Source organism: Gimesia chilikensis, from assembly GCF_007744075.1.
Classification (GTDB): domain Bacteria; phylum Planctomycetota; class Planctomycetia; order Planctomycetales; family Planctomycetaceae; genus Gimesia; species Gimesia chilikensis_A.
Map to the genome: position 1 here is coordinate 3,072,707 of NZ_CP036266.1, position 17,385 is coordinate 3,090,091.

General features: G+C 48.3%; 13 protein-coding genes. 4 read left to right on the plus strand and 9 right to left on the minus strand.

The features are described 5' to 3' along the window. The first annotated feature begins 358 nt into the window (after positions 1-358). Positions 359-1,345 (plus strand): Gfo/Idh/MocA family oxidoreductase, encoded by a 987-nt coding sequence (locus tag HG66A1_RS11710; protein WP_409999472.1) that lies wholly within the window; start codon positions 359-361, stop codon positions 1,343-1,345. A gap of 48 nt (positions 1,346-1,393) precedes the next feature. Here HG66A1_RS11710 and xerC read toward each other — a convergent pair whose 3' ends face one another. The 3 genes from xerC to HG66A1_RS11725 all read right to left on the minus strand — a co-directional run bounded on the left by xerC (position 1,394) and on the right by HG66A1_RS11725 (position 3,871). Next, positions 1,394-2,308, minus strand: a complete 915-nt coding sequence (gene xerC / locus HG66A1_RS11715) for a tyrosine recombinase XerC (protein WP_145193761.1) — start codon at positions 2,306-2,308, stop codon at positions 1,394-1,396. Positions 2,309-2,410: 102 nt separating this feature from the next. Continuing rightward, the gene (locus tag HG66A1_RS11720) at positions 2,411-2,641 is read right to left on the minus strand and encodes a hypothetical protein (protein ID WP_228030478.1); all 231 of its coding nucleotides are present in this window, start codon (positions 2,639-2,641) and stop codon (positions 2,411-2,413) included. Positions 2,642-2,746: 105 nt separating this feature from the next. Beyond that, on the minus strand, positions 2,747-3,871 hold the full coding sequence (locus tag HG66A1_RS11725) for a hypothetical protein (protein WP_145183709.1): 1,125 nt from the start codon (positions 3,869-3,871) through the stop codon (positions 2,747-2,749). Positions 3,872-4,173: 302 nt separating this feature from the next. Here HG66A1_RS11725 and dusB point away from each other — a divergent pair, with 302 nt between their 5' ends. Then, the gene (gene dusB / locus HG66A1_RS11730) at positions 4,174-5,259 is read left to right on the plus strand and encodes a tRNA dihydrouridine synthase DusB (protein ID WP_145183712.1); all 1,086 of its coding nucleotides are present in this window, start codon (positions 4,174-4,176) and stop codon (positions 5,257-5,259) included. An 8-nt stretch (positions 5,260-5,267) separates the two neighbouring features. Here dusB and HG66A1_RS11735 read toward each other — a convergent pair whose 3' ends face one another. The 4 genes from HG66A1_RS11735 to HG66A1_RS11750 all read right to left on the minus strand — a co-directional run bounded on the left by HG66A1_RS11735 (position 5,268) and on the right by HG66A1_RS11750 (position 10,565). Then, on the minus strand, positions 5,268-6,578 hold the full coding sequence (locus HG66A1_RS11735) for a hemolysin family protein (RefSeq protein ID WP_145183715.1): 1,311 nt from the start codon (positions 6,576-6,578) through the stop codon (positions 5,268-5,270). A 125-nt stretch (positions 6,579-6,703) separates the two neighbouring features. Next, entirely contained in the window at positions 6,704-7,201 is a 498-nt protein-coding gene (gene ybeY / locus HG66A1_RS11740) for an rRNA maturation RNase YbeY (protein ID WP_145183718.1), read from the minus strand. A gap of 19 nt (positions 7,202-7,220) precedes the next feature. Beyond that, the gene (locus tag HG66A1_RS11745; RefSeq protein WP_145183721.1) at positions 7,221-9,542 is read right to left on the minus strand and encodes an HD family phosphohydrolase; all 2,322 of its coding nucleotides are present in this window, start codon (positions 9,540-9,542) and stop codon (positions 7,221-7,223) included. 63 nt (positions 9,543-9,605) lie between these two features. Beyond that, positions 9,606-10,565: a PhoH family protein gene (locus HG66A1_RS11750; RefSeq protein ID WP_145183724.1), complete on the minus strand. Its 960-nt coding sequence runs from the start codon at positions 10,563-10,565 to the stop codon at positions 9,606-9,608. Between the two features lie 598 nt (positions 10,566-11,163). On the opposite strand from HG66A1_RS11750, the gene HG66A1_RS11755 reads away from it, so the two are divergent. Beyond that, positions 11,164-13,095, plus strand: a complete 1,932-nt coding sequence (locus tag HG66A1_RS11755; protein ID WP_197997110.1) for an ExeA family protein — start codon at positions 11,164-11,166, stop codon at positions 13,093-13,095. Between the two features lie 258 nt (positions 13,096-13,353). Further along, positions 13,354-14,733 carry a LysM peptidoglycan-binding domain-containing protein gene (locus tag HG66A1_RS11760; protein WP_145183730.1) on the plus strand — a complete coding sequence of 460 codons (1,380 nt, stop codon included), beginning with the start codon at positions 13,354-13,356 and terminating at the stop codon, positions 14,731-14,733. An 8-nt stretch (positions 14,734-14,741) separates the two neighbouring features. Here the strand turns inward: HG66A1_RS11760 and HG66A1_RS11765 are convergent, their stop codons facing one another. Together HG66A1_RS11765 and HG66A1_RS11770 are read right to left on the minus strand one after the other, a co-directional pair. Beyond that, the gene (locus HG66A1_RS11765) at positions 14,742-15,560 is read right to left on the minus strand and encodes an MBL fold metallo-hydrolase (RefSeq protein WP_145183733.1); all 819 of its coding nucleotides are present in this window, start codon (positions 15,558-15,560) and stop codon (positions 14,742-14,744) included. Positions 15,561-15,589: 29 nt separating this feature from the next. Further along, positions 15,590-16,885, minus strand: a complete 1,296-nt coding sequence (locus HG66A1_RS11770) for a DUF1444 family protein (RefSeq protein ID WP_145183736.1) — start codon at positions 16,883-16,885, stop codon at positions 15,590-15,592. Positions 16,886-17,385 lie beyond the last annotated feature (500 nt).

Consider the following 17,385-nt stretch of genomic DNA (forward strand, 5'->3'; position numbering starts at 1 on the left):
AAATCGATTTTCAGGTGATGGCTGCTGAGTTCACTGAGATCAGGATAACAGCATTCGATGGACTTAGCCTGAATTCAATCTCATTAGAGAATCTCTGTCACGTCAAGAGTCTGATTGCCTGGTCTTATATCGTCATCCTGGTAAATGTATTATCGGCCAGCTTGATCGAATGTAGCTCACTGATTCAGGGTATCGATGGCAACTGGCTCATACAGTCTTGATTCTATACATATTTAATGAATATCATATCTGTTTCTGCACTTGGATCTCTGGGTAGAAGATTCTGAATTTCTGATCAGGTTCTGTCTAGAGAATGTAATCTGTTTCATCCTGTTTCCCAAATTGTAATGTTCCCGGTATGGTCAGAATTGGAATAATAGGGCTCGGCCCATATTGGGAGCAGCGCTATGAACCTGTCCTGCGGATGATGGATCAAAGAATCCAGATCAAAGCCGTCTATGATCCGGTGCGCAGTCGAGCGGAACAGGTTTCATCTCAATGGAATGCAGCGGTCGCCTCAGGGATTGAGGCATTGACGACCCGGTATCCCGTTGACGCTTTCCTGTTGTTAAATTCGGAATGGATGAATCACTATCCATTGAAGGTGCTGAGTCAGCAGCATCGCCCCGTGTATATTGCCGGCAGTCTGGGAGAAGATCTGAATCTCCTGGGGGAAATTCATGAGCGGGCAACCGATCAACTGGTGACATTAATGCCGGAATTCAGCCGTCGTTATTCCCAGGCCACCAGTCGCTTTTTTGAACTGGTTGTCACACGGCTTGGTAAGCCGGTTTCGATCCATCTGCAAACCTGTCGGCCTGCGGCTGATCAACAGGTGGATATTCCGGGACAGAAAAATGAAACTGATTTTCTGGTCGGATTAATCGACTGGTGTTGTTACGTTATGCGCACCAAGCCGGTTAAAGTCCATTCCAGTTTCCATTCAGACTCGAGTATTCAGTCAGAGGATCACTGGAGAATTAAAATCGAATTTCTACCAGATCCGGTCACTGCTGCCGAGCGTTTTGCACTGATTGATATTAAACAACATCAGCAGTCGACTGACTCACTTTATCCCCGACATCAGGTTCGTTGCCGCAACGGTCACGCAGAATTTCATTCACCGGATGAGATCCATTGGGAAAATGACACAGAAACGATGACGGAATCACTAAAAAGTGACCGTCAGGAACTGGAAGTCATGCTGGATCACTTTTGTCGCAGAGCTGTGGGCGGGATTATTCCAGTGGCAAATATCAGAGATGTCTGTCAGGCAATCCGGCTGGTTCAACTGGCCCGCTGCAGTCTGGAATCAGGGACGCCTCAGATCTATCAAGTCGATTAAAATTCTGACTGGTTCTCTGGACACAAACAGCGGAAGAGATAGTTCAGCTCAGCGTTTCTTATATTGATTTTGGGCATGCGGGTGAGCTTTTTCATAGGTCTCACGCAGGCGGGCGGTGCTGACGTGGGTATAGATCTGTGTGGTTGTCAGACTTTTGTGTCCCAGCATTTCCTGAACACTTCGCAAATCGGCGCCGCCATCCAGCAGATGTGTAGCGAAGCTGTGCCGCAGTGTATGTGGGCTGGTCTTTTTATCCAGACCTGTCTGCAGCAGGTATTTCTCCAGCATCCGGCCGACGCTACGGGATGTCAGTCGCGTCTTTAGCCGGTTCAGAAAAAGAGCATCCGCATCAGGATGAGATTCTGGCTTACCCTCACGTTCTGCTGTCCAGCGCTGGAGTGCTTTGGCGGCATAACTGCCGATGGGAGCAATACGTTCCTTGCGGCCTTTTCCAAGCACTCTGATGATATTTGCATCCTGATCCCAGTCGCTTACATTGAGTGCAACGAGTTCGGAAACACGCAGCCCTGCTGAATACAGGGTTTCCAGAATGGCTCTGTCTCTTAAGCCCATTTTCTGATTGGCAGGTGGCGCTTCCAAGAGGGCACCAATCTGATCTGTTGTTAAAAAATGAGGCAGTTTTCTTCCGGTCCGCGGAGTTCGTAGCGGCTTGGCCGGATTCGTTTGAGTGAATCCTTCGCGGCAACAGTAACGAAAAAAACTCCGCAGGCACGCCAGGCGTCTGGCAATCGTAGTCTTTTCGTACTGACACTCATGTAAGTACGCGACGTAACGTCGTAATTCGCTGATTCCGATCTGATCGGGCGATAGTAGCGTCTCTTCGTACTCGGTCAGATATTCCAGCAGGCTTCCCAGGTCTTCTGAATACGATTTCAAGGTCAGTTCAGATGCATTTCGCTCGATATCGAGATACCTGAGGAAACTATCAATCGCATCGTGCAGTTCAACTGGCCTGACATGCTCAGAGGATATCATGTGATTGCTGGTCTGGCTGAATGAATGTGTGGATTTCAGAGTCTGAGAGAAGTGCTGTCAGCATCGTTCTCATGCAGTTTTGCGTAATCTGCCAGTCTGCTGTTCCTGCTCAGCTTCCCGTCTCAGTTTTCTGACTTTCTGACTCATGACTGCTGCATCATACCAGGTGAAGCTCAACTCTTTATCTGCTGCGTATTGTCCCAGGGTCTGAAGCATCTGGGAAGAACTGGCATCGTCATACAGAAAAACATAGCGTTCTGAATCTTTTACCAATGCAACGACATTCATTTGTTGTTTCACAGTAGCAGTCCTTTTTTATTCATCAGAGCACTTATGTCAGAGACAGGATTGGTTGGAAGTGCTCAAGCAACCGCGCTAATTAATATCGGCGGTTAAGAGGTGGGGTTATCGATATTTTCTGACCTTGAAGATCATCTGGTGCTCAGCCTGACCACCATGTAGTGTTAACATCTCTACAATCATTAAATGTGCTGTAAACCGTATAAAGTCCTCACTCCGATGCAGGTAAGCTTCCCAGCCTCCACTGCGGCGGTCTCCGCTGACTTCCAGGTAATCACGTAAGTTGGCAACCAGAGCGGCATCAGAACCGTCAAACAGCCGTGTATAAGACATGAATGGCTGGCGAGGATCACAGACGCCGATTTCTGTCGTAGCGGTGGGAGGGCAAAATTCACCAAACTGCTTCGTGTATGAAGGAGTTGTGGTGGAGTTTGTTCCGGGATGGTGATGTGGGGTGGGAGAAGGAGCCTCCATTGATTTTTGAACTGTTGGCGAGTTTACAGCAGGTTTAGCCTTCAAGGGAAGCTGCCCAAAGGGGGATGTTGAATCGGCGCCCTGATTCGATTGGGCAGAGACTTGGATCACCTGCTGCTGGTTTTGTGAATATGGCCAGGCTGCAAGCGGCTCTTCGGATTGACCTCTGAAAACTGGTTCGGTAGCAGGCTCAGGTACCTGGAATTCAGGGGGACATTCTGCCGATGCGGATTCCTTATATGATTTGAATTTGGCTTTCATCTCCTGGCGGGTTTGTTTCCGCTCCTGATGATTGGAATACCGGACTTCTTTTTTGCCTTCATGATTCACAATCCGATCCAGTTTAAACACCTGGTTCAGGACTGATTTTTTCTCACGCCGCTCTTCGACCAGGAGTGGAACTCCGGGAGTAAATTCCTGGGCATGAGGTGAGTACCAGGAGACTTGCAATCCAATTCGAGGCGGATAATAGGGGGAGTAATCAGTGACTGCACCGATCACAACGGCATCAACGTCAAGAACTTTCGCCAGCTTGAGCACGTCATCCGGATTATTCATCTGCAGTTGATGTTCTACCATCGCCACTTCTGCAACACCGACGGGCAAGACCTGGAACCCCGGAACCTTCTGTAGTTCTGAATAATAGGCGAGGGCAAAGCGGCGCCCGTCGACTTCTGGCTCCTGGCTCAAATTAAAAAAAGGAACCACAGCAACGGTTTTGAGTCTCGGATTTGGATTGGTCACAGTGGTCCGCATGATCACGCACCCTGTCAGGCTCGACAAACCAATCAATATTGCCAAAATACGAGTCAGCACCAGATCATTTCCCGCGGTGGAGGTTAGAATAAAGCGATATCGACTTTATCGGCATAATCGGTAGGGTGACTTCAATGAGAATTATTTTGTTATTCTCCCCATTTTGACATCGTTAATTTGAAAGAATCTGCCATCTTTTAAGCGAGTAAGAGCCTGATTTGGTCAGTATTTTCAGTTGTCTGATCCCCTGCTAAAATAAAACTCAGAATATAAGCACTGTCATATTTTCAATTTGAATGATCATGAATCAAACTTTACCCCCTAAGCCTGCGTTTCGTCCTGCCGTCTGTTATGGGACGCTGAAGCTCGAGTCGCGATATCTGCTTTCTCCTTTAGCAGGCTATACAAATTTACCTTTTCGACGAATTGTCAGAGAACTGGGTGGTGTTGGGCTGGCAACCACCGATCTGGTGAATGCACGGGGCCTGCTGGAAGGAAGTGAGAAAACGCTTCAGTTGATTCAGACCTGTCCAGAGGACTCTCCCTTTGCAGTGCAAATCTTCGGCAGTAAGCCGGAATACATGCGGGATGCAGCACAGTTGCTTGAGTCCCGCGGGGTCGATTCCATCGATATTAATATGGGTTGCCCGGTGAATCGGATTGTCAAGGGGGGCGCCGGGGCCAGTATGATGTGTCGCCCCAGTGACACAGTTTCCCTGGTGCAGACTGTAGTAGATGCTGTCAGAATTCCCGTCACAGTCAAGATGCGACTCGGTTGGGATGATTCTGATTTATCAGCCCCCTTCTTTGCCAGAGAGTTTGAGCAGGTGGGAATCGTGGCAGTTGCCATCCATGGTCGTACTCGCGAGCAGGGGTTTAAGGGAACTGTAAATCATGATGGCATCCGACAAGTCGTAGAAGCTGTAGAGTCCATTCCCGTAATCGGCAATGGTGATGTCACCTCGATTGCGGATGCGGATTTCATGCTGAAAACGACAGGTTGTGCAGGGGTATCGATTGGACGCGGAGCACTGGCAAACCCATGGATCTTCAGGCAGCTCGTGCAATGGGAGCAGACAGGAGACTGTTATCCCCCGGGTAATTTTGATGAGCGGCTTGAACTCCTCTTAAGGCAGTTTCGCTATCTGTTGGAGATGACCACCGAGAATCGGGCGATCTCCATGTTTCGGAAAATGGGGCACTGGTATTTGAAATCGATGCGCGTCAAACCGGCATTGCGGCATGAATTCCAGTGTGCCCAGACACTAGCAGACTTTGATCAGGCGATCCGCAATATTGCGTCGCAAGGACCTACTTCCGGATCGCGGACAGGCACATTACCTGATATGCATATCCCCGTGCCTGGTGGGCCGGTGGAACGCTGGTAAGTATTTGACTAGACGTCAGCGTCGATTTCTTCCATCAGAGAGGGGTCAAGTTCGATACGTAGTTTACTGATTCTGCGTTCGTCCGACTCGATGACCTCAATCCGCAACTGTTGCCAGGTCATGGTTTCTCCCGGTAGCGGGACTTTACCGAACTGGGTGATTACGAATCCTCCAATCGTATCAAAGTCTTTGCCTTCAGGCAGCCCATAATCATATTGTTCATTCAGGTCATCAATATGGACACGGGCATCGACTTCCACCAGGTTTTCACCCAGTTCAAAAATCATCTGCTCCTCTTCTTCGTCAAATTCATCGACGATATCCCCCACGATTTCTTCAAGAACATCTTCCATGGTGACGAGACCCGCTACTCCGCCGTATTCGTCGATGACGATTGCCATGTGAACATGTTCTTTCTGCATGGTTTCCAGCAGAGAATCGATTCCAGTTGTTTCAGGGATATAGAAGGGGGTAAACATCAGATCCTTGATCGTGAGCTGGTCTGCTGAGTTCAGGTTCTGATTTTCTTTGGAGTAATGTTTAAGAAGTTCCCGGGCATAGAGAATGCCGACGATGTCGTCTGTAGATTCTCCAATTACAGGGATCCGGGAATGTCCTACATCGATGAATTTGAGCAGCGCTTCATCCAGAGTTGCAGATACGGAAATGTATTCCATATCCATTCGCTGGGTCATAATAGCTCCGACGTCCTCATCCTGCAGTTCCATCACCCGCTGGATCATTTTGCCAGCTTCCGACTCCAGAATGCCTCCTCGGGCTCCTTCTTCCACTACCGAGAGAATTTCTTCACTGATGTTTGCCTCACGGCCGTTCTTGTTCTCTTCTTTCCCTGCCAGGCGGTGTGAGAACTCATCGATTTTCCAGGACAGCCACGTGACGGGGCTCAGGAAAACGGGTATCCAGCGTACCACGGGCCAGGAACGCTGCAGGAACTGTTCTCCCGCAATGCGGGCCAAAGTCCAAGGAAGAGTTAACATAACCAGAATGGCAGTCAAAAGGCCTAGCAGTAATTCAGCCGCAAACTGGGCAGTGATAACCAGTGAATTGAATTCGGCCGGTATGTGTATATACAGTCGCGTCAGGATAATTGAGAGGAGAATAACTCCAGTTAGATAGCAGATATCAGCGGCCAGCAGGACGGTTGGGTGTGAACGTAGAATTTCGCTGAATCGATCTGGGACTCCCGCCTCAGTACAAAGTGTTTCCAGTCGGCTGCGAGAGAAATCTCTCAGAGAAAAGCCCAGTAACCCTGAAAACAGGATCAAGGCGATGAGTACGGTAATAACCAGCGGGACCATTTGTCGATTAAATAACCAAATATCAGGGGAAGAAGTTGAAGCTGGAACTCGGCCAGTTCAGGTTAGAGTGTACCTTTTGGAAACTCAGAGATAAATCGGTAACTCGGGAATATTCTGATCATATTTCACTCTTCACGGCGAGGAATCTGTAATTTCCAGCGATCAAAAATCTGCTGTTCGCGGGCTCTCATCACTTTTAATTCATCTTCCGACAGGTCGTCGTAACCACACAGATGCAACAATCCGTGCACGACATACAGTAGAAATTCATCTGCAGCGGACCAGTGGTATTGTTCGGCCATGGAAATCGCCATCTCTGCTGAGATAATGACTTCACCTTCTATCGACTTCCCTGCTCCTCTGATGACTGATTGGTCCAGACTTTCGTCCTGGGAGCACTCCAGCAGAAAACTGAGCACGTCGGTGTCATAATCGTGTGACAGATATTGCTGGTTCAATTCCCTGATTGTGGGGTTATCCACAATCGCCAGACTGATCTCTGCCTGGATTACCTGTTCTGACTCCAGCAGGTAGCGGACTGCGTCTTGAAGCTGGGGCTCATTAATCGCGAGCAGATTTTGAGAGTTCTGGATATCGATCTGATACTGGTCGGTTGTGTTCATTCCGTGGTTGATTACTCGATTATGCAGAACGTTCTTCGGGGTACTTGATGCGTCCGTGATAGATCCCAATCAGAGATTTCACCAGGGATTCTTCGACAATATTAATCTCACTCAATGTCAGCGAACATTCGTTAAACTGTCCGTCCAGCAACCGTTTCATCACCAGTGAATGGACCAGAGACTTAATCCGTTTCGGAGTTGGGTCACTTAAGGTTCGACTGGCGCTTTCCACGGCGTCTGCTAACATCATGACCCCTGCTTCGCGAGTCTGCGGTTTAGGGCCGGGATAGCGGAAGGATGACTCTTCTGCATCGGTTTTGTGATCAGGACTCTGGTCGGCCTGTTTTTCCGCCTCACGGAAAAAATACTCAACCAGCGTGGTGCCGTGGTGTTGTTCAATGAAGTCGATGATCGGCTGTGGTAGATTGTGCTGACGAGCGAGGTCGACGCCATCTTTGACATGGCCGATAATGATCAGGGTACTCATCGCCGGGGCCAGATTGTCGTGTAGACTTTCACTCCCAACGACCATGTTTTCGATGAAGTACTGGGGTTTGAGCATCTTGCCGATATCATGGTAGTAGGCGGCAACACGGACCAGTAATCCATTTGCACCGATTTTGTCTGCTGCTGCTTCACCGATTGTAGCCATCGAGATGGAATGGTTATAGGTACCTGGTGCTCGACGGACCAGTTCCTGCAGTAGTGGGTGCGAAACATTACTCATCTCGAGCAGGCTGATATCCGTTACTACGCCAAAGAGAGACTCAATAAAGGGAAGACTTCCGGCAACCAGATAACCTGCTGCCAGACACCACCCTGCTCCCTGCAGGCTTTCCCAGAGGACCTGCTGATCAATCAGGCCGTTGGAAAGCTCCTGACTGTTGATTAGGTTGATTCCCCAGTAGACCAGAAAGTAGGTCAATCCCATGCCGAAACCAAGTTTGATTAAAGTGGAGCGGGATGAGACTGTGGCCAGCGAAGTAACCGCCACTGAGGAGATACTCATTAATACCACGAAATGCCCCAGCGAGCTTCCCGTGGAAAGACAAAGTATCAATGACAACGACAACGCTGTCAGGATCGCCATGATTTGGTCATAGACGATCGCGAAGACCATTACGGTGACTACCAGAGGCAGTACTTCTGCACGCCAGGGATCGTAGGAAAGAATCCTACCCAGAAACACGGTTAAGACAATGACGCTCAGATAGATACTCAATCTGCTGACGGTTCTGGCAACAGCCCTTTTATTTCTCAGCAGATGATATCCGTTTAAGACTGCCAGTACGATAAACATCAGAAAAATGAAACTGACTCGTACAACCCGCTCATAATAGGGGACCGCTTTTTCTTTCGTTTCGTACTCTGCTCGTAGCAGAGCCAGCTGATTGTCTTCGATCAATTGGCCAGGTTCGACCAGAACTGTGCCCCTCTGGAAAGTGTCGTAGACCTCTTCAACGTCCTGCCTTGCCTGTTTTCGTTCTGTCTGGGTTCGGGCAGCATCGTAAACCAGTGTTGTAGGAGCCTGGAAGTAAATCCAGTGAGACAGAGCCGACTTCATGGAATCCAGTTTGGGGAATTTACTCCATTCACGACCGATCACGCTGTTTGCAGAGAGCTGATCAGGCAGCCGGATATCAAAGGTGGTTACCTTCTTCTGTTCTCCCGTGTCTTTGTAAACGATTTCGATTTTATCACCGGGGCGAATCTGGTGTTTCGTCAGATCATTTTCGTTAACAATCCCATAGGTCTTGAGTGGTGCAATGAGTTTTGTAAAATCCTCAATGATTGCGTCGATTTTTTTTGTATCGTTGGAGTCAGGACTGGAGACCTGTGACTTCAATTCTGCAAAGGTCTGCTCAGATTCTTCCGGGAACTGATCTACAAACTGTTCCAGCCGACGTGAGGGGGTCAAACCCAGTTCAGCACGGGCATCGCTATTCAGTTCATCCAGTGATTTGGCATCGGCGATGGCTTTCAGGTCTTCTCTCAGAAGTTTGGGAAGGTTATCAATCAAGATGGGGTTCTGAATGAAGTAATACGGGACCTCAGACTCTTTTTGCGTCCGTTCCCGGTCGGTTTCGATGGGATTAGCTACCTCAAACGAAACACTGGCAAGAATCCCATGTTCGGAGTACATGCCTAATCGGTAGGGAAAAGGTGCTTTCCAGCTTTCGACTGCGACCATCAGAATCAGGATAGTCAGCAGACAGACGCTGAGACGGGACAGTGTACCCCGGTTGCTCAGTAATTCGCGCAGCCTCGAACTTAGTTTGGAAGAATCACGCAAACTGGCAGCAAGCGCCGTTCGGGATCTTTTAGGACCAAAAAAAGCCATGGAAGCAACCTGAGTCGTTCGTAAAGATGAGATTAAATTGAGAAAACGCGGTCAGAATCAGTATCAGGAGATGTCTTCGTTCTGGTAAGCCTTGACAATTTCACCTACCAGTCGATGACGCACAATGTCTTCATTCTTTAACTGAGTAAGTCCGACGCCTTTTATGTTTCGCAGGCGATTGATGGCATCCGTCATGCCACATGAGACATCGGGGGGCAAGTCGATCTGGGAGACGTCGCCTGTGACCACGATTTTGGATCCCATTCCCATACGGGTCAGGAACATTTTCATCTGGGTCACTGTTGTGTTTTGAGCTTCGTCCATAATGATAAATGTGTTGTCCAGAGTCCGACCACGCATAAAAGCCAGCGGCACGACTTCTACGATATCATTTTCCATGTAACGACTGACCTGCTCATAGTCGAGCAGACTGCCCAGAGCATCCAGGAGCGGACGTAAAAATGGATTGACCTTGGCCAGCATGTCGCCCGGAAGGAATCCCAGCTTTTCACCAGCTTCGACCGCCGGCCGTACCAGCACGATTTTGCGGACCTGCTCCGTGCGGAGGGCGTTTATAGCCATTGCGACCGCCAGGAAAGTTTTACCACACCCTGCTGGACCTGTGCAAAATACCAGGTCGTGTTCCAGGATCGACTTGATGTATTCAGACTGCCCCGGAGTTCGCGGATGTACTTTTCGTGACTTTTCATAGAGATCAATCGCCGAAGGCGTCGAGTCCGGGGTCTGTTTTTCTTGCTTGCTGCTGGAGTTTCCACCAAACAGGGCTGTTTGTACCTGCTCATTTTTGAGCTGGCCGGTCTTTTCGATGATGGCTCTTAACTCGGAAAAGATGCGAAGTGATTTCTGGAGTTGCGAATCATCGCCGATGATTCGTAATTCGTCGCCTCGATGAACGACGTTCACACCCAGTGCATCCTGAATTTGTCTGATGTGACAATCATGGGTTCCCAGCAGAACCGGGATCTGATCAGGATCAGAGAAAGAAAGTGTGGCTTCTGACATCAGAAATTCTACGAGTGCCTCCTGAGATGAGGAATAAAACAATTCAGAGCTTGGAAATAATGACAGGTATTTTTGAATTTCGCTACACTGAAATCGCTAAAACTGCAATTAAATCAGAGACCGGAACGCTAACGAAAACGGTCTCTGTTTCGAGCATGTTATAAAGTCTACTCCAGCAAACTGGGAAGAAAAAGGAGAGAGTTACGTATAATTGCTTACGTTTTCATAAAATATTACCAGGAAAAAACTTACATTCTTGTGAAATTGTCGTCAACTCAGAGTTTTCCGGTGGCTGGAGATTGGAATTGAGACGTATGTCCTTCAGGAACCTCTGAGTCCTCGAACAGGTAAGATTACCCATTCTTCACAATCGGAATATTTCCGATTTTCAATATCTGGGAATGTCAAGATCTAGCGTTTGGGTAATGCGCCCCTGTGACCCTGCTCAGATGCTGCCGATTGTAATGGTAATGTTCAAGAAGTGGGGGGAGCCTGTTCGATGAATTCTCCATAGGACGCGGGACCGGTAATGTCAGGATGCGCTTCAGGTTCTGAGTGTCCTTTTCTTGAGTCAAAATCATCCAGAAGGCAATCGGAAATGTACGAAACATTCTTTGGGTTCAAGGATCGACCCTTTAGCGTTTCACCCTCCCCTGCATGTTTTTTCAAGGCAGCGGAACACCAGAATGTACTGGACGAAATCCAGGTAACGATTTCCAGCTTAAATGGAATCACGATTCTTACCGGCGATGCGGGAACTGGAAAAACGGCAATTTGCCGGCAGTTGATTAATCGGCTTGAGGATCAGTTCCAGATTCAGTTTCTGGAGCACTGCAATTTTCCGACTGTCCGGGCATTACTGCAGACACTGCTCTATGGCTTGACTGACTGTTATGAAAAAATCAGCGAGCAGGAATTACGCCTGGCTTTGACCGCAGAAATCCGTTCTTCATTTCTGGTTCACGGACAGCCATTATTAGTGATTGTCGATGAAGCTCATTTGCTGGGAACTCCTTTTCTGGAAGAATTACGGGTTCTGTCAGACATCGCCTTTGACGGAAAGCCTGCTGTACAACTGCTGCTTTCCGGACAGACTGTGCTGGAAGAGACGCTTATCCAGCCAGGGCTGTCTTCGTTAAACCAGAGAATTGGATGCCAGACCTATCTGGATCGAATGACTCGACAGGAATCTGAAGAATACATTGAATACCGCATCAATCGCGTTTCAATTCAGAACAAACGCTGTTTTTCTGTCGAAGCAGTCAAGTTTATTACTCACGTAAGTGACGGGTTGCCTCGCTGTCTGAATCAAATCTGCGATCACAGCCTGATGCTGGCTTATATGCAGGATGTTCAAGAAGTTGATGAGGCGATCGCCCGTGAAGCTTTTGCAGACTTGCAGCAATTACCTCTTCACTGGAATGATCCCCTGCCGGTTCCCTCTCCCCTCGAAGAAATGCGAAAAAAAGAAGCACTTACAGAGCTGGATCAGTTTATTGATGATGATGTTCTACTGGAACATGACATTGATGAGTCGATCGAGGAGCGACTCCATCAGCTGGTAGATGAACCCTCGGAGATATTTGAAGAGCTGGCAACCTCCGAGGATGGTGCTTCAACCGAAGACCCGTTCTCGTTTGGTGAAGGATTAGAAGCGATCGAGATTGGCAGTGAGACCGTATCTTCTCAAACACCTGTCAAAAAGACCGTAGAAATCAACTTGGAGATCAATTCTCCGGTTGATAATCAGGAACTGGTGTCCGAAGCAGATTTAAACCCGGTTCTCTCGGCAGTGACAGAAACATACGGCGATTTTGTAGATGTCGTTGATCGATATGCTGCCATCGATGCCGGATTCGATCCTGCGTCCCTGTTTGGTGAAAAACATCAGAGTTTTGAGTCCACGACTTCCGTCTTTCAGTTACGTGCGCCTCAGTTCCAGTATGTACCACAGCTCCAGGCTCAGGGAGTATCTGACATAGAGTCGCTGAAGCTGCCAACTAAAGAATCAGAGAGTGAGCTTGGACATACCGTTGAGTTTTCCGCGGGAAATCCCCTTGAGCAGAATGAAACTTCTGAACTGGAATTTGAAGAAGCGGCACTGAATCAACTGGAGCCCGACGTGTTCCAGGAACTTGCAGCAGAGGCTTCACGTGGTGAGGGCTCTTTCGAGGAACTGTTGGCTGCCCAGGTTTATGAAGTCTGTTCGGAAACTCGTAAGGGGCTGCTCAATGCACTGAATGAGATCCGGAATTATTCGGTTCCTGAAGAAACCGACTTTGCAGATGTATATGATATCGTTCAGCCTGAGACGGAAGAGATCTCAGCAGTATCGGATTATCCAGAGTGGGAAAATGACTTGCAGCATGACAGTCAGCTTGAAACTGCATCAAAAACTTCTGTTCGACTGGATTCGCCAGCAACAGAAAAATCAGAGTCATCTGCGACTGCCCATCTGAGAGGCCCTGCTCTAGGCAGATACAAGAATCTATTCAGCCGGTTGAGACGCAAACAGGAGTCGCATTCCTGATCAGAGGTGTAGTCTTCCACAGGATGAGATGGCACGTCAGAGTCACGCTCTTTTCGCCGATCAATTTAATCACTACAGCCTGATCAACTGATGGGTCTGTTCTGACCGTTCTCCGTATTTTCAGCATGATCCACTCAAGTGTGATACTGGAAGGAGGATCTTCCTGCGCAGTGCCGATCTGCTCAATTTCTGATTTTCTTTTAAAGAACTTCGCCCGATACGCATTACTACACTGCGTTTTTTCGAGGCGAGGTTCTAATGCATCAAGATAAAAAAGTCGGTTTAGCTTTAGCGTTACTGGTAATTGGTTTCGTTGGCGCATTTTGTCTGCGCCAGGAAAATAATACTACAGTTGAGATTCCAGAACTCAACGACCCCCACTATCTGGATGAGCAAATCGCCGATAAAGATCGAACGCCTTATCTGGGGGCCACGACTAAGGACCCACTGGAAACTCAACTGGGAAGTGAGCAGACTCTGACCGGCATTTCGGACTCACCTCGGGCCACCAAAGAAACCGGAGTTGCTGTTCCGACTATTTCTCATACAAAACCAGGCGGGCAGGCTAAGTCCGGCAACGCCGAACGCTGGGGAGAAATGCCTGATTTTCTGAAGGAAATCGAACTTCCGGAAGAAGAAGTTTCGATTGAGAATCAGTTTACCAGTTCGGATCTTTCAGATGATCAATTTGAACCCAACCAGAATCAAACATTCGCACAACCGCAAGCTCCTGATTCAACGCAAGCTTCAGATCCTCTCAAGAACGAAACACGTAAACCCGCACACAATAATGCCTGGGAGGTGAATCCGGCTCAGAGGAATCCAGAGCCAGCAAACAGTGGCGAGAGACGTCCGCTGCAGTATCGAGTTCATACAGTGCGATCAGGCGAAACTCTGTCTGAAATTTCGATTCGCTACCTGGGGACGAGCCGGAAATATCGGGAAATATTCAATATCAATCGCGATCAGCTTCGTAGTCCGAACGACATTCGTGAAGGGATGAAATTACGGATTCCCGTTTACCCGACTCCTGAAATGAAGCCACAGTCAGCAGGTCGGCAGACTAATACCGGGACTCCTGCTGTTTCAGGCAAGCGAACTGTGGGGCAGATGGTTTCTCAGCCCAAGCTCAAATCAGAGAATGGCTCGGTTCAGTTTGAAGGGCTGATCGAGTCACTGTCACAGTCAGCAGAAAAAGGGGCTCCTGATACGCAGGATGTTGGTAAAGCCGTTAAGCGACTCGAGAATTCATTGAGTTCTCAACAGCTGGAAGACTCAGCGGGAATGAATTCAATTCCTGACAGTTACCGTAAATTCATTCCAGTCCCCCGCTCTCCTCTGACACCTGGGACCACAGATAAGGGAACACGTACCGGGCATTCACTCTCTCAGGTCCAGCCTGAAAATGTGGATGAAATTGTAGAAGATCTGTTTGAAAGTCTGCCGGATGCGTCTAAAAACAGTACTCAAGGGGAACAAGCGAAGACCTATGTAATTCAGAAGGGAGATACACTGGAGTCAATCGCTCTGCGGATTTATGGTAAACGTTCCGCTGCGTTTCAGATCTACCAGAAAAACCGTGATCTTCTGAAGAATGCAAATTACATCATGCCGGGAATGAGGCTCCAGCTTCCGTAACTGGAGAATCACTTCGTCCCAGTTAAAGGTAATGATAAACCATCGAATGCCAGTTCGACATGCTCAGGCAGACTGGCGTTCGTTTCTTCATGCTCAAGCGAGTGCGAAATATGCGTGAAGTAAGCACGTCTGGGTTTTACCCTCTCAACGACTTCCAGTCCCTGTTCCAGATTAAAATGTGTGGGGTGTGGTTTGATTCTTAAGGCATCGATAATCAGGTACTCCAGACCTTCCAGGTACTGCCAGCTTTCTTCCGGAATATGACTAACATCGGTACAGAAAGCGATGTCGTTAATCCGGTATCCCAGGATTGGCAGTGTGCCATGCATCAGTCGGATAGGTTGAATTCTCAAGCCCAGCAGATCAAAAGGCTCCAGGGTAACACGTTGGAAATCCAGCCTTGGCCTCGACATGTGGTGAAGATTGTGGGTAGGTTCTTCAAAGGCATAGTTGAAAGAACGGCGAATCTGTTGTTCCACGATCTCTTCACAGTGGAGTGTAACCGATTTTTCCAGTCGATAGCCGCTGATTCTGACATCATCCAGACCGAATAGATGGTCGGCATGGCTATGAGTATAGAGTACCGCGTGAACCCAGGGGATATTTTCCCGTAGCATTTGCAGTCTTAGCTCAGGTGGTGTGTCTATTAAAAAGCCACCTTCAGGAGCGCCAATATATACGGAAGTGCGTCCTCTCTGGTTCTTCGGATTGGGGGATGTGCAGACTTCACAATCACAGCCAAAGATGGGAATTCCCACGCTGGTTCCAGTTCCCATTGTGATGAATTCACCCGGTCTCTCGGAGAAGATATTTGATTCCTGTTGCATTACTCTTTTATCACTTTAGAAATCCAGAATCAGCCTACACCGCAATATTCGCTGACTCCATCCGCAGTGACAACCAGTAGCTGATCCGTAAGCGGGTGGTCCATTTTCAAATAATCACAGGCAATATTGTGCTGAATTTTTTCAATTATCTGTGACTCACTTAAGCTGAGCGCCAGCAGAAAGTCACGGTTGGGGACCCCGGCCAGAAATTCGCTTCCCAGAAACCGGCGTGCCTGCTGATAAAAGCCCCTACTCAGTACCTGCGATGCATTATAAGCATCAGGTTTACTTTGAATGATCATGTCTGGCCCGTCTTCCCGGGACATGCAGATCAACTCAATTTGGTGATACTCAAAATACCGGTCCAGGTTTGTCAGGGCCAACTCGTGAATTTCTTCGTAGTTGATTCCCCACTTTTCCAGCAGCTTCTCATGAATATACCAGTACGCGTTCGATTCGTCGACCACATACAGGATGGCCAGATTCGCAATCCAGTTCTCCCCGACAAAATTGGGGAAATGGTTCTGCCAGGAGTCTCGGGATAACAGGATCGGCATGATTCGATCCCGCACCTGTTCAAATTCCGGTTCCGTTTGATCGGTTCCCCATTCATTGATCTGCAGAATCGTGGCGAGGGCTGTCGTGATATTTTTCTCGAATTCAGATCGGGAATTCAGATAGGCTCGATAAAAATTGCTCAGATTCAACTCTGCTTCACCAAATTTGAGCCGGAACCCAGGTAATAAATGTGAAGGAATCAGCGGGAACTTCGCTTCTGCCAGAGTCAGGACTTCCTGTGCGAATAGTTCTGGAGGATGTGCAGGATCGAGAGTAATCTGAATCGAGTGTAAGATTTGCTGAACGATTTTAAAATGTTCGTCTTTGATGCGCGGATCGTAAAAATAGGTGACGACCATCTGGATCGAGCGCTCCCGTATCAACCACAGGTTCCAGAACTGCCAGTTCTGGGGGAAACCGGGGATCCACGACACCAGGTTTTGCCACCAGCTCCGTTTCTTTTGAATGATGGCTTCACCAGAATAGGCACTCGATTCATGTTCGATTGCTAATGGGGGGCGCTGCTGGATATTACGATGCCTGACGAACAGTTGATCGAAATCCATTTCCATGCCAGCAACTGTAGAGGTCTGCGGCAGGACTGATTTCCAGTGACAGCTGATAGTAAGAGTGGACTCACCTTCCGGGGGGCTGAGTTGCAGAATCCCATCTTTCTCATCTTTGACCCAGTCACCGGGATAGGATAGTGAATACCAACACGCAGGTCCCGTGTAACGCGACCATTCTTGAAGTTCTAAGTCAGACAAGAAATCACCATCAGCACAAGAAATGATTCTGACTGGACCAGTCGAGGGATTATGCAATCATCGATCCTCAGCAAGTCCCTGATTCTTTTATTTAACCTTCATAGTAGACGATTGCCCGGAATAACTCTATCTGAATCTTTGGCAGCACATTTGATAACCATCTGCTGTGTATCTAAGCAGCAAAATGCCTTCGAGGAGGGCAGATTTGGAGCTTGGAGGGTGGTTGTAAAAAAAAGAAATAATATTTTTATATTGTAAGTCGCGTTGAAGTATGGACTTATGGAAATGCGATCGAGAGGGGGTTGTCGCTGGTACGGTGTTTGCTTTGTTACCAGCTACAGAGTGAGGAAACGAGCAACTTCCTCACTCTGACTTGAACTTCACCAAAGGATACGCTGCTGGGGAGTATAGCCGAACTTTCCCTCGTCGGGACTGTTTGGGCGAGCGCCTATACACTCAGCGGCGTCCTTTTTTTATCAGTACGCAAAATGTGCTGATAA